Raw genomic sequence first — 12,945 nt, forward strand, 5'->3', positions numbered from 1 at the left:
CCTATGCTAATAAAATTAGTTTATCACATGTTTAGTTAGAACGAATTCGGGAATTGTATTATTAGAAATAAACACAGATAATAAAGTAAAGAAAGGATGTTATCAAATGGCAGACAATATTCGTCAAATGAAAAATAGTGAATTAGAAGAATTAATTGAGGGGTTAAATGTAGACCTAGCTAATGAATATGCAGCAGCAATTATGTACACGCACAACGCTTCTGTATTAGAAGGCTTGTATCGCCCATTATTAAAACCTTTCTTTGAAGATGAGATTTCCGATGAAATGGGCCATGCTTTATACCTATCAAATAAAATAAAAATATTAGGTGGATCTCCTACAACAACACCAGCAAAGGTAAGTCAATATACGGATCCAAAAGATATGCTAGAAGATACACTGAAAGCTGAAGAAGATACCATCGAACGTTATCAAAAACGTAAAGAGCAAGCTGAAAAATTAGGCTTAACAGAATTGACTAACCATCTAGATGATATGATTGATGATGAGACTGGACATAGAGAAGAAGCTATGCGTCTCTTAAAAGATGCCACATTTAATAAATAATGAATGACTAGTTAAATTAATTTTTAATACGTGACCGATCTGCTTTTTTAGAGACGGTCACGTTTTCTATATCTATGTTAAACTAAAGGAATAAACATTTTATTGGGAGGAGTTAAATCATGTGGGAAGCTATTAACGATATGCTTGATGCAAAGTACGGAGATATGGTCTCCATACGTAGATACTTACATCAACATCCTGAATTATCATTTCAAGAAGAAAAAACAGTACAATATATCGCTGCTACATACGAAGAAATAGGGATTCCTTATGAACAAAATGTTGGCGGAAATGGTGTTATTGCTAGACTCAAAGGGAACAAACCAGGTAAAACAATTGCTTTACGCGCTGATTTTGATGCATTACCGATCCAAGACGAAAAAGAAGCACCTTACAAATCAACCGTAGATGGTGTTATGCATGCATGTGGTCATGATGGTCATACTGCGACATTGTTAACAGTTGCCAAAGTATTAAAAGAACACCAAGCTGACTTAGCAGGTACGATTGTTTTTGTTCATCAGCACGCGGAAGAATTAGCTCCAGGTGGTGCAAAACCAATTGTAGAAAGTGGCGTATTAGATGATGTTGATCTAGTATTTGGTGCACATCTATGGACAAATACCCCTTATGGACTAGTACAGACTGCAGAAAAAGAATTTATGGCAGGAGCAGATAGATTCTCAATTGAGATCCAAGGGAAAGGTGGTCACGGGGCAATTCCTCAACAAACGAAAGATGCTATTGTAATTGGATCTCAATTAGTTTCTAACTTACAACAGATCGTTAGTAGAAGAATTGATCCATTGAGCACCGCTGTATTAAGTATTGGTACCTTTCACGCCGGAAATACATTTAACATCATTGCCGATACCGCAGAAGTCACTGGGACAGTTCGAACGTTTGATCAAGCCTTGCAACAACAAATCATTGATGAAATGGAAGATATCATTAAAGGGACATGTATTGGTTATGGAGCCTCCTACACATTTAATTATGAGAAAGGTTATCCACCTGTCGTTAACCATGCAAAAGAAGCTAATGTTGTGATAAAAGCAGCAACTCAAGTGTCAGAAGTCACAGAAGCTGCATTGGTCGAACCAACCATGACAGGAGAAGACTTTTCCTATTACTTACTAGAAAAACCAGGTGCTTTTTTCTTTGTTGGTGCACAACAAGAAGGAAACTTCCAACCACACCATCATCCAAAATTTGATATCGATGAGCGTGCAATGCTTGTTGCTGCAAAGACATTTATAGAAATCTTAAAAAACTATCAGTAATATAAAGAAAGCTACGACGAATGATGACCGCAAGTCATCTAAGGGTCGTAGCTTTGTTAGTATTTCTATACTGTTTTTATTTTAATTTCCCTTTTATATAACCGTACACAAATAATAAGCTAAATAACAAACCACCAATCAACATCATAAGCGAACCTGTTATATCCTTCGAAACCACTACTGTTAGTGTAAATAAAATCGTCTGTAAAAACAACAACTGTTGTAGCATACGAATAACCGCCTGCTTCCGCGCGTCATGAGATAATGGATACAAATCAATCCATAAAACTATACGATGATGTTGCCATATCGTCATTAACTGAAGTCCTGCTAAATAAAGAAATAGTATCCCAATCAAAACAGCTATCCACTGTTGAGGAATATAATAAATAGCAATTAATCCGATAACAAGCAATCGTATATACATTCCCAAGTAATCACTACTACGTGCCAGTGTAATGCGATATAGATAGGTATAGCTATTCTTTTGATCAAATGGGACACGCGCAGTTAGCAAATGCACAAGCCAATGTCTTTTTTTTACTTGTGATTTTAAATGCGGCACATCAGTAAACATATTTGCTAAGCGATAAAAACTACGCATTCGCATACGGTCTTTTTCGATTAATAAATCCCAAGCTAAAGCTTTCTGCCGCATATTTAGATAATAAGCATATAAAAATAAAATAAACAATAAAAAAGTTGTTATTCCAGCAAAAACTGGCGAACCTTCAATGAAAAAGAAAAACAATACAAATTGCAAAATAAAACGTGCAACGTTATCAAACATTCGGCTATACTTATCCCTTATTTTCAACATCCACCATGTCGCCATGAGATTCCATGCTTTTAAAATAAGTAACACAATTGCATACAACCAGTATCCACGATAATCACCAAAACTTGCTGCATACAACGGAGCAAATACAGCTAACACTAAGATAACTAAATACAACTGTAATAAGTAACTAACAAAAATCGCATTAAAAAAATACCGACTCATCTGTTGTTCAGCAGGTAATAAAAAAACTAAATCCGCTTCTTTTAAAAATGTTTGGATCGGACTATAGGTAGCAACTAAACTAAAAAAGAAAGCAATAATCCAGACTGTTGGAAAATTGGCTGGTAAGGTGCTTAGAAATTGCTGATAATAATATGCTCCCGCAGATAGTAAAAACAGGATAGCAATCGCCGTATGTCCATTTAACATATATTGTAAATATCGGCTTGTTTCTTTCACATACGCACGAAATCGATTCATAAAAAACCGTTGCGCATTAAACATGGTTATCTGCTTCTTTCGTTAATTGAATATAAATATCATCAAGTGTCGCATCTGGCATATCAAACTCTAGCTGTAGATCACTTAATGTTCCATTCGCTTTGATCTTTCCTTCATGTAAAATGATAAATCGATCACAATAACGCTCAGCTGTAGCTAAGATATGGGTAGACATTAATATACCCGCCCCACGTTTTTTCTGTAATTCCATCCATTCTAGAAAAGATTGGATACCTAGTGGATCTAAACCCACAAATGGTTCATCCACAATATAGAGTGCCGGTTCAACTAAAAACGCACACATAATCATTACCTTTTGTTTCATACCTTTTGAAAAATGAATAGGGAACCATTTAAGTTGTTTCTCTAAACGAAATGCTTTTAATAATGGCTGTAACCTCGCTTCAAAAGTCGTTTCATCCAACTGATATGCCATTGCAGTTAAATGTAAATGTTCATATAATGTCAATTCATCATACAGTAAAGGCATTTCAGGGATATACGCAAACTGTTTTCGATAATACTCAGGTGCTTCTTGAAAAGTTTTTTGATTAATCTTAACTGCGCCCTTTTTTGACTGCATTAATCCAATGATATGCTTGATAGTGGTACTTTTCCCTGCTCCATTTAAGCCAATTAATCCAACGATTTCATTTGGATTAACATCAAAAGAAATACCATGTAGCACATTTTTATTTGTATAGCCACCCACTAATTGATCAATATGTAATAACGCGCTCAACTTAATTCCTCCACTCTCTAACGGTTACTACTCAGATTTTACCATTAAATTTTAATAAATCCAAAAAAATTAGGTATATATTTTGTTAATCTGTAGATATTAGTAGTGAGGGAGTTGGATATAAGCTTTTACCACACATTCATAACAAATGAGGTGTTTGTGAAAGATAATTAACTGCTTGTAAAATCTTTGTTAAAAAGAAGATATCCGAAAAAGACATGAGGTGTTGACAATCGGTATTTACTAGCAATATACGTGTTTAAAGAATCATTCCCCTGATTCCAAAACAAAATAAATATCCTTCTCCTTTAGACAAGTGGGTTGTCAGGAACAACAGGTCTTTATAGATACTGTTTCCAACGACATACCCACTTGTTTTTTTACTTCATTACTTTTAAATGTTAGTATAAAGGTAAAATATGATAGGAGTTGAGGATTTACATGGCTGAAAGAGATGAACTTTTTTTAAAAATAATCAATGGAGAAATCCCTGCTGCAAAGGTCTATGAAGACGACGATGTATTCGCCTTTTTAGATATTAGCCAAGTGACAAAAGGTCATACACTACTCGTACCAAAACAACACGTTAAAAATATTTATGAAACATCTGAAGACATTGCAAGTAAATTATTTGCGAAAGTTCCTAAGATAGCTAATGCGATAAAAGAAGCCTTTCAACCAGAAGGAATAAATGTACTTAGCAATACTGGTGAAATTGCTGGTCAATCTGTTTTTCATTTACATATTCATTTGATCCCACGTTACGGATCAGAAGACGGCTTTAAACCAAAATGGGAAACACACGGTGATGACTATACCTCAGAAGACTTACAATCCATAGCTCGCAATATTCATCAAAAAATTAATTAGCCAGAGGCTGAGACAAAACAGAATTAGAGAAACCAGAATGCGAACAATGTGAACGAAGCGTAAGCAAAATACGTAGACTTCGGATTTTGCTTATTCAGTTCCTCTTTTGTCCTAGCCTCTTTGTGGATTTCTTTTTGTATTAATGTCTGTTATAATTAAATAACTTCGCATTCGGCAAACAGTGCACGAATGGAAGAATATAGTTAGTTGAGCAGAGGAGAGAATTAGATGCAGACCAAAGTATTGGTTTTGTTGGCCTTATTTATTAGTATTGGAGCGGTACTTCATATCATTGCACCACCGATATTTGGTGTGAAACCCGATATTATGTTAACAATGATGTTTTTAGGTATTTTGTTATTCCCTAAATTCCAGTATGTGATCGTGCTTGCGTTTGCAACCGGGATACTATCAGCGTTAACCACAAATGCACCGGGAGGACAAATTTCAAATTTAGTAGATAAACCTATCACAGCACTTGTTTTTTTTGGATTACTACTAATGCTACCGAAATCTACCAACCAAAAATTAGTTGCACCTGTTCTAGTGGCTATTGGTACAGCGGTAAGTGGTACAGTCTTCTTAACCATGGCGCTATATGTAATTGGATTATTACCCGGAAGTTTTGGTGGATTATTTATTGGCGTGGTATTACCAGCAATTGTAATTAATGTAATTTTAACTATAATCTTGCACCCATTGTTAAAAACAATTATGAATCGTTCCCAAATCTCAGCTGCATAATTGAGAGTGAGAACATACAACAACAAGGAAATCAAAGAGACTTTGCTTATCATTGATGGATAGATAAGCAAAGTCTTTTTAGCATAAAGCTCAAAAAATAAATGAATTTTATGTTTGATGCTGATAAAAATAGAGAAAATAGTATAATATAAGGGAAAGGAGTGTTTTTTATGGCAAACGGAAAGTCTTTACTACTTGGAATGTTAGCTGGAGGCGCTGTAAGTGCAGTAGTAACTTTACTAAGCACACCAAAATCGGGAAAAGAACTGCGACATGACGCAAAATCAAGAGGCGAAGAAATTGTTCAATCTTTGGATAAAATTAAAGCTGAAGGACGTTTACTTACTGAACAGATTGCAAATACCTCTAAAGAGGGTGCTGAGCTAATCAAGGAATTATCAGCAGATATGAAACATTCGATTGAAAACTGGAAAAATACTATTGAACCACATCAAAAAAATATACAAAGCTATCTTGCTCAAATTGAGGATAGACTAAAAGAATTGGAAGAACAAACAAGTTCAAGAACATAAAAAAAATTGCCCTTCAAAGGGCAATTTTTTGTTTATCTTGTTGCATTTAAATCTTCAATTGAATTTATATCCATATAACTTGGTACTACTAATTCAAGTCTTACTCCTTCAAAGTTCAGGCCTGAATTCACAAGATTTTTTTTATATTGTTCATAAAAGTTTTAGAAATTTTGATTCTCTGTCAAATGTGGTGGTGCAATTTTCACTCCATCATCTCTTTTATTACACTTACATTATTAATCCTACTTGTACCTGAACCGCAGGGGAAATATACTCGCTTTCCTCGGGCACGGCCTCGGGCACACAGGACGTGGGTCAGTTAGACGTTGTCACAGGACGTGACGGTTTTCGTCTAACTTCTAATCACTTAACCAAGTGGATCTTCGGACGCGTGGGACTGCGATTACTCATCCCATCGAAAACATTTGCTGTTCCCGTAGGAGTCTCGCATATTTCTTCTGCTAAGGTACTTTTATAATAAGACGCTTCTTATCTCTTGACGCCCCAGTATCTTCTTTTTCAATCGCTCAAAACGCTTAATACCATAAGATATGCATTTCGTCACTTTTATTGTATTGTTCACACCCTCAATATATCCATTATTAAAGAGAGGGGTTGCATGTATTTTTTTCTTCGAGGGAAGCTTTGAGAAATCAAGGGATACCACCACATTTAGTATAGAGCCGAAATTTTAAAAGGCTATCTTTAGATTTCACCTAAAGATAGCCTTTTCAAACATAAAATTAAATTTTATTGTTCTAAGTTTGTCCACTCATCTACTTTGTCTTGGTTATCTTCAATCCATGTTTGAGCTGCTTCTTCTGGTGCAGTTCCATTTTGAATATCAAGCATAACTGATTCAATATCTGCAGATTCCCAATTGAAGTTATCTAAGATTTGGTATGCAGCAGGGCTATCTTCTTCAAGTCCTTGACGAACCATTGTTTCAATAGTTTCTTCTTCACCAAAAGAACCTTCTGGATCTTCTAAATACTTAAGATCATATTTACTGAACATCCAGTGTGGAGACCAACCAGTTACAACGATTGGTTCTTCATTGTCTATTGCCTCTCCTAATGCAGTTGCCATTGCACCACTAGAAGAAGTTTCAACAGCCCATCCATCTAAACTATAATCTTCGATAGCTTGTTCTGATGATTGCACTACACCTGAACCTGGTTCAATACCAGTAATAGCACTGTCAAGTTCATCAGATACATCTGCTAAATCACCGATAGAATTAACATCCATATATTCAGGTACCACTAGGCCAGTTTTAGCACCTTTAAGGTTCACACCTAATTCGACTAACTGGTCTTGATACTCTTCGTATAAATCACCGTGTGTGGTTGGTAACCAAGCAGCTACCATTCCATCAGCATCACCACTAGCTACAGATTCCCACATAACAGCATTATCTAATGGAGTTACAGTGACATCATAACCCTGTTCTTTTAGTACTTGAGCAATAACATTTGTAGAAGCAACCTCTGTATCCCATTCAACATATACTAACTCAATTTCTTTATTACCTAAATCTGCTCCAGATGCTTCTTCAGAATTATTGTCATCAGATGAACTATCATCCGTTGAATCCCCGTTGCCACATGCAGCTAGTACAAGTGATAACATCAGTACAAATACTATTCCTAAATGTTTCCATGTTAACTTAAACATACTAAAAAATCTCCCCTTCTTAAAAAATTTAAATTTATGATTAACTTTTCATTTTGAAAAGTTACCAACTTATTTAATTAGATTTATTCAGATTCTGTGTAAAGCGGTCAATAATAATTGCCAAGATAACAATACCCATACCTGCAACGAAACCAGTACCAACTTGTGCACGTTGAAGTGAAGATAATACGTCACGTCCAAGTCCAGGTGCACCAATCATAGATGCGATAACAACCATGGAAAGAGATAACATAACGGTTTGGTTAATCCCTGCCATAATTGTACTTTTGGCCATTGGCAATTCAACCTTAAATAATTTCTGAGATCCAGTACTACCGAATGCTTCTGATGCTTCCACCAATTCTTCAGACACTTGTCGAATACCTAAATTTGTAAAACGAACAGTTGGTGGAGTAGCAAATATTAATGATGCAAAAATCCCTGGTACCATCCCAATACTGAAGAACGCTACCGCTGGGATTAAGTAAACAAATGCAGGCATTGTCTGCATAAAGTCTAATATTGGAGTAATAATTGTTTCAGCTATTTTACTTTTCGACATTAAAATACCGATAGGCACACCAATAATAACGGATAATAAACTAGCAATAAGTACTAATGCAAAAGTGCTCATTAATTCTTCCCATGCACCTTGGTTATAAATCAACCATAATCCTACAATAGAGAAAACGGCCAGTCCAAATTTTTTACCTGTAATGAAAAATGCGACTACGGCTACGATAATAATAACAATAATTGGTGGAATTAGAGCTAAAGTCTCAGCAAACCATTCCATAAAGTCACCAAATTGATTTTTGATTGGATTAAATAAAAATGCAAAAACATCTGTTATCCAATCAGTTAGTCTACTAATCCAATCTGCTATAGGTATTTGTGGTATAAAATCAAGCATTTTCGTTAACCTCGCCTTCTCCAACTAATGCTGCAATAACGGCACCGCGGACAATAATCCCTAATAATTTACCATCTTCAACTACTGCCACTGGAACTGGTGTGTTATGAATAATTTCAAAAATATCGTGCATTGGTTTATCGCGATCAACAGTTGGTGTGTCTGTTTTTAAGATCTCGTTAAGATCCCGAATTTCTTTTTTGCGGGCTGCTGACGCATCGTCCGCAGTCACATAACCTTTTAAGTTACGGTTATTATCAATAACATAAATACTAGAAATTCCTTCTTCGCGCATGCGTTCTAGCGCAACACGCGGACCATGTTTCTCAATATTAACTGTCTCTGGACGCTTCATAATATGTTCTGCTGTTAATACTTTCGAACGATCAACATCTTCAACGAAACGTTCCACATAATCATTTGCAGGACTTACTAATATTTCTTCCGGCGTACCGATTTGAACAATAGAACCATCTTTCATTAAAGCAATACGGTCACCAATACGGAGCGCTTCATCTAAATCGTGCGTGATAAAGATAATCGTTTTCTGCATTTTTTGTTGTAAATCTAACAATTCATCTTGCATATCTTTACGAATTAGTGGGTCTAACGCTGAGAAAGCTTCATCCATTAGTAATACTTCTGGATCATTTGCTAACGCACGAGCTAAACCTACACGTTGTTGCATACCACCAGACAATTGTCCAGGTAATTGGTTTATGTAGTTACCTAGTCCAACTAGTTCAAGTGATTCTTTTGCTTTTGCACTTCGTTTTTCTTTGTCCATTCCTTGTATTTCTAATCCAAATTCAGCATTCTCTAGAATTGTTCGGAATGGAAATAGTGCAAATCGTTGAAATACCATACTTAGTTTTTCACGACGAACACGACGAAGGTCTTCTTTATTCATGGTTGCTAAATTTTCACCATCAACAAAAACGCTACCTTCTGTAGGTTCAATCAATCGATTAATCAAACGTACTAGTGTGGATTTACCACTTCCGGATAGACCCATTATTACGAATACTTCTCCTTGTTCAACTTCAAACGAAGCACGATTGACCCCTACCGTATCACCAGTTTGTTTTAATATCTCTTCTTTTTTCATACCTTGATCCAAGAGCTTTAATGAGTCTTTCACATTTTTACCAAATACTTTTGATAAGCCCTCTACTTTGATGATCGGCATGCTCTTCACCTCTCTCTTACTTTCTTTATGAGAATTCAACAACTAACAGTTCCCTGTTTTATCAAATTCTAAACCAGTGCTGTAATATATAAGCTAATAATTTTTTGCTCATAATGTGCTACTTTAATACTATAACGCTTAACTTTGTATTTTTCAAACGATAAAAACCATTGATTTTGTACATATTTTATATACAGTTTAAACTGGATATATTTTAATGTAAAATACTTTAATTATCTTTGATTTTCTTTAATTTTCGTCAATCACTCGCATTTTATTTCATCTCAAACATAGTGTAACCCATAAATAGAACTTTATTTATTAGGAGTAGAAGAAATTTTTTCCGATTTTTAAAAAAGCTTTGCAACAAAAATAGCAAATGCATTAAAAAAATTTGAATAGTTTGAAGTATCTCTTGTCGAACCATGCTTTTTCATCATCATATATATCAGTGATATTCCGATGATACTGAATGACATGGGTAATGTTTTAAGAAAACGGATAGACTGGAATCGATGCATTAATGATGTTTAAACTTGTCTAGCGTGTTTGCATACAAGAATTGCGTAAAGATATATACAGAGCTAACGACAAAATGTACCGAAATTTAAGGCAAACCTACTGGAACAAGTGAAATAATCAGACGGTTAGGCAGGTTTTCATAGAAGTAGTTAACTAAAGGAACAAAATAATAAGTAACAAAATTTATGGGGCTTCCTCCTGCTGTTGAACAAACATTTTTATATATGTATCCCTATATGTATCCCTAAGTATAATAATGTTTTTCCATCCTTGGATATATAGGCTTTGAACTATATTTGAACTATATATGTTTTTTTATATATTTTTTAAGAAAATCTATTGATTTTTCCTTTGAATCATACTATATTCATTTAAGGATATTTCCCATTAATATGTTGAATCAGGGGAGTGATCGATGATGAACTGCTGGAAAACTGTGAATGTTCACAGAGAAGTAGGCATGAATCGGATCTTTATTTTTTCTTTTTTAATCGGATTTTTATCATTTATTTTTTTGTATTTACCTTTTTCAGTTATACATCAAACCAGCAGTATGAAAGATTATGGTATTTTCCCATTAATTATAGGTTTGGTATTGTTACCTTATTTGCACAAATTAACGCACGTGATTCCTTTGTTCTTAACAAATCGTGCATTTAAAATAAAATTTCGTATAAACAAGTGGAAATTTCCTATTATAAATTTTTTATCTACAACTAAAATGTCAAAGCAATTATTGATTATTCATTTATTAGCACCAACGTTATTTATTACAGTTCCAAGTTTAATCGTAAGTTATTTTTTTCCGAACTATTTTGTTTACTTTCTTATTATAGCTTCTTTGAATCTGGGGATTTCATACACTGATTTTATTTATATTGGACGGCTCATGAAAGCTCCTAGAAAATGTGTAATAGAAAATGACGGTGTCGGTTACGATATCCTAATTAGTAAATAAAAGAAAAAATTAACAAAAAGCAAAAACGAACTATATGAGAGGTAGTCCCTATCATTATATAGCTCGTTTTTGCTTTATATTTTTTTCGTAATTTATTTATGTACATAGGGTGCTAAGATTTAATTGATCAATTCTACTATTCAAAATAGTAAATTTCTGATAAAGTATTACTAAGGTAAAAGGAGGGCATAATTATGGTATTCGTTTTCTTTTTCGTTGCCTTTGCATTTTTTATATTGTTCATGATTAATTCACTAACCTATCGTCTTTGTACCCAGACAGAGATGTCCCAGGAAAAACAAAGTTCTGTGTTTCGAACAATCAACGTTTTGATTACCATTTTATTAATTTCTTCATACATACAAATTTTTTATACAACGAACGTATAGGGTACAATTCAATTGCATCCTATACGTTTTTTATTCCTTATACCCATGCAGCACCAACGATAATTAGTAAGATAAACAAAACTACAATTAGCGCAAATCCGCCTCCGGAGCTATATCCCAATTCAAGCACCCCCTTTTAGTCTCTACTAATATGCTATGCAAACCTCATTCATGAAGTAATAGGATATTCGCCTGAAAAATATGTAAAAAGTGAGTAATTTGGGATTTGACTATTAATTTATAATCAAAATGTGTTATATTATCTCAAGAGCGCTTAATAGCGCTAGGAATACAATTGTTTAAGAGTAGGAGTGTAATAAAATGAAAAAATTAGCTATGGCAGCAACCATCGCAGCAGGTGTAATTGCATTATCTGCTTGTTCATCTCAAGACCCAGAAACGGTTGTAGAAACGGATTCTGGTAATGTAACAAAGGACGAATTCTATCAAGAATTAAAATCAACTAGTGGTGAGAGTGTTTTACAACAATTAGTTACGAAAACAATCCTAAACGATAAATATGAAGTTACTGATGAAGAAGTGGACAAGCAATTACAAACGTACAAAGACCAATACGGCGATAAATGGGAATCTATTCTACAGCAGAGTGGATATGTAGATGAAGATGATTTCCGTGATGATTTAAGAACGCAGTTATTGCAACAAAAAGCAATTACAGAAGATGTTAAAGTTAGTGATGAAGAAATTCAGACACGTTATGATCATATGCAAAAAGAAGTAAAAGCTAGTCATATCCTTGTTGCTGATGAAGAAACAGCAAAAGATATTAAGTCACAATTAGATGATGGCGCAGACTTTGCTAAACTTGCAGAAGAAAATTCAACCGATACCGGTTCTGCATCTAATGGTGGTGACCTTGGATACTTTGGTGCAGGTGACATGGTACCTGAATTTGAAGAAGCTGCTTATAACTTAGAAGTTGGTGAAATCAGCGATCCTGTACAAACTCAAAATGGTTGGCATATCATTAAAGTAACGGATAAACGGGAAACAGAAGAAGATGTAAAACCTTTAGAAGATATTCGTGATCAAATTAAACAAGAAATTGCTTTAACTAAAGTAGACAATGCTGCTGCTCAAGAAAAAATGAATCAATTAGTAGAAGATGCAAATGTTGATGTGAAAGTAGAAGGCATGGAAGATCTGTTTGAACAAAAGGCTACTTCTCAACCGGCATCAGAAGACAACTCTTCAAGTAATGAAGAATCCTCTGAAGATAATTCATCTTCTGAAGATAGCTCTTCAGAAGAATAA

14 protein-coding genes and 1 pseudogene are annotated in these 12,945 nt (G+C 34.5%); 8 read left to right on the top strand and 7 right to left on the bottom strand.

Annotated features, from left to right (window positions below; genetic code table 11):
- Positions 1–106: 106 nt before the first annotated feature.
- Entirely contained in the window at positions 107–568 is a 462-nt protein-coding gene (locus DES48_RS09170; RefSeq protein WP_079709114.1) for a ferritin-like domain-containing protein, read from the top strand.
- 119 nt (positions 569–687) lie between these two features.
- The gene (locus tag DES48_RS09175; RefSeq protein ID WP_113868658.1) at positions 688–1,851 is read left to right on the top strand and encodes an amidohydrolase; all 1,164 of its coding nucleotides are present in this window, start codon (positions 688–690) and stop codon (positions 1,849–1,851) included.
- 76 nt (positions 1,852–1,927) lie between these two features.
- On the opposite strand, the gene DES48_RS09180 is transcribed toward DES48_RS09175, so the two are convergent.
- Together DES48_RS09180 and DES48_RS09185 are read right to left on the bottom strand one after the other, a co-directional pair.
- The gene (locus DES48_RS09180; protein ID WP_113868660.1) at positions 1,928–3,136 is read right to left on the bottom strand and encodes an ABC transporter permease; all 1,209 of its coding nucleotides are present in this window, start codon (positions 3,134–3,136) and stop codon (positions 1,928–1,930) included.
- Positions 3,129–3,875: an ABC transporter ATP-binding protein gene (locus DES48_RS09185; RefSeq protein WP_113868662.1), complete on the bottom strand. Its 747-nt coding sequence runs from the start codon at positions 3,873–3,875 to the stop codon at positions 3,129–3,131. The genes DES48_RS09180 and DES48_RS09185 overlap by 8 nt, the downstream gene beginning before the upstream one ends.
- 441 nt (positions 3,876–4,316) lie before the next feature.
- On the opposite strand from DES48_RS09185, the gene DES48_RS09190 reads away from it, so the two are divergent.
- The 3 genes from DES48_RS09190 to DES48_RS09200 all read left to right on the top strand — a co-directional run bounded on the left by DES48_RS09190 (position 4,317) and on the right by DES48_RS09200 (position 6,022).
- Positions 4,317–4,745 (top strand): HIT family protein, encoded by a 429-nt coding sequence (locus tag DES48_RS09190; RefSeq protein ID WP_113868663.1) that lies wholly within the window; start codon positions 4,317–4,319, stop codon positions 4,743–4,745.
- Between the two features lie 228 nt (positions 4,746–4,973).
- Positions 4,974–5,489, top strand: a complete 516-nt coding sequence (locus DES48_RS09195) for a tryptophan transporter (RefSeq protein ID WP_113868665.1) — start codon at positions 4,974–4,976, stop codon at positions 5,487–5,489.
- A 170-nt stretch (positions 5,490–5,659) separates the two neighbouring features.
- Positions 5,660–6,022, top strand: a complete 363-nt coding sequence (locus tag DES48_RS09200) for a YtxH domain-containing protein (RefSeq protein WP_079709108.1) — start codon at positions 5,660–5,662, stop codon at positions 6,020–6,022.
- A gap of 472 nt (positions 6,023–6,494) precedes the next feature.
- Here the strand turns inward: DES48_RS09200 and DES48_RS16400 are convergent.
- The 4 genes and pseudogenes from DES48_RS16400 to DES48_RS09220 all read right to left on the bottom strand — a co-directional run.
- Positions 6,495–6,629, bottom strand: a pseudogene (locus DES48_RS16400) (transposase); the annotation flags it as partial.
- A 143-nt stretch (positions 6,630–6,772) separates the two neighbouring features.
- The gene (locus tag DES48_RS09210; RefSeq protein WP_113868667.1) at positions 6,773–7,699 is read right to left on the bottom strand and encodes a glycine betaine ABC transporter substrate-binding protein; all 927 of its coding nucleotides are present in this window, start codon (positions 7,697–7,699) and stop codon (positions 6,773–6,775) included.
- 73 nt (positions 7,700–7,772) lie between these two features.
- Entirely contained in the window at positions 7,773–8,612 is an 840-nt protein-coding gene (locus DES48_RS09215) for an ABC transporter permease (RefSeq protein WP_079709106.1), read from the bottom strand.
- Entirely contained in the window at positions 8,605–9,801 is a 1,197-nt protein-coding gene (locus tag DES48_RS09220; RefSeq protein WP_079709105.1) for a quaternary amine ABC transporter ATP-binding protein, read from the bottom strand. The genes DES48_RS09215 and DES48_RS09220 overlap by 8 nt, the downstream gene beginning before the upstream one ends.
- 937 nt (positions 9,802–10,738) lie before the next feature.
- Here DES48_RS09220 and DES48_RS09225 point away from each other — a divergent pair.
- Both DES48_RS09225 and DES48_RS16185 read left to right on the top strand, forming a co-directional pair.
- A complete protein-coding gene (locus DES48_RS09225; RefSeq protein WP_113868669.1) occupies positions 10,739–11,281 on the top strand; it encodes a DUF3267 domain-containing protein in 543 nt (180 codons plus the stop codon).
- A 194-nt stretch (positions 11,282–11,475) separates the two neighbouring features.
- The gene (locus DES48_RS16185; protein ID WP_079709103.1) at positions 11,476–11,670 is read left to right on the top strand and encodes a hypothetical protein; all 195 of its coding nucleotides are present in this window, start codon (positions 11,476–11,478) and stop codon (positions 11,668–11,670) included.
- A 37-nt stretch (positions 11,671–11,707) separates the two neighbouring features.
- Here the strand turns inward: DES48_RS16185 and DES48_RS09235 are convergent, their stop codons facing one another.
- Positions 11,708–11,791 carry a YjcZ family sporulation protein gene (locus DES48_RS09235; RefSeq protein ID WP_079709102.1) on the bottom strand — a complete coding sequence of 28 codons (84 nt, stop codon included), beginning with the start codon at positions 11,789–11,791 and terminating at the stop codon, positions 11,708–11,710.
- A gap of 200 nt (positions 11,792–11,991) precedes the next feature.
- Between DES48_RS09235 and DES48_RS09240 the strand changes: the two genes are divergently transcribed.
- Positions 11,992–12,945 (top strand): peptidylprolyl isomerase, encoded by a 954-nt coding sequence (locus tag DES48_RS09240; RefSeq protein ID WP_113868673.1) that lies wholly within the window; start codon positions 11,992–11,994, stop codon positions 12,943–12,945.

The organism is Paraliobacillus ryukyuensis, from assembly GCF_003315295.1.
Classification (GTDB): domain Bacteria; phylum Bacillota; class Bacilli; order Bacillales; family Amphibacillaceae; genus Paraliobacillus; species Paraliobacillus ryukyuensis.

Coding starts and splice junctions, on each gene's coding strand:
- DES48_RS09225 (WP_113868669.1), top strand. CDS start 10,739: ATGATGAACTGCTGGAAAACTGTGAATGTTCACAGAGAAGTAGGCATG.
- DES48_RS09200 (WP_079709108.1), top strand. CDS start 5,660: ATGGCAAACGGAAAGTCTTTACTACTTGGAATGTTAGCTGGAGGCGCT.
- DES48_RS09175 (WP_113868658.1), top strand. CDS start 688: ATGTGGGAAGCTATTAACGATATGCTTGATGCAAAGTACGGAGATATG.
- DES48_RS09190 (WP_113868663.1), top strand. CDS start 4,317: ATGGCTGAAAGAGATGAACTTTTTTTAAAAATAATCAATGGAGAAATC.
- DES48_RS09195 (WP_113868665.1), top strand. CDS start 4,974: ATGCAGACCAAAGTATTGGTTTTGTTGGCCTTATTTATTAGTATTGGA.
- DES48_RS09215 (WP_079709106.1), bottom strand. CDS start 8,612: ATGCTTGATTTTATACCACAAATACCTATAGCAGATTGGATTAGTAGA.
- DES48_RS09210 (WP_113868667.1), bottom strand. CDS start 7,699: ATGTTTAAGTTAACATGGAAACATTTAGGAATAGTATTTGTACTGATG.
- DES48_RS09220 (WP_079709105.1), bottom strand. CDS start 9,801: ATGCCGATCATCAAAGTAGAGGGCTTATCAAAAGTATTTGGTAAAAAT.
- DES48_RS09240 (WP_113868673.1), top strand. CDS start 11,992: ATGAAAAAATTAGCTATGGCAGCAACCATCGCAGCAGGTGTAATTGCA.
- DES48_RS09180 (WP_113868660.1), bottom strand. CDS start 3,136: ATGTTTAATGCGCAACGGTTTTTTATGAATCGATTTCGTGCGTATGTG.
- DES48_RS16185 (WP_079709103.1), top strand. CDS start 11,476: ATGGTATTCGTTTTCTTTTTCGTTGCCTTTGCATTTTTTATATTGTTC.
- DES48_RS09170 (WP_079709114.1), top strand. CDS start 107: ATGGCAGACAATATTCGTCAAATGAAAAATAGTGAATTAGAAGAATTA.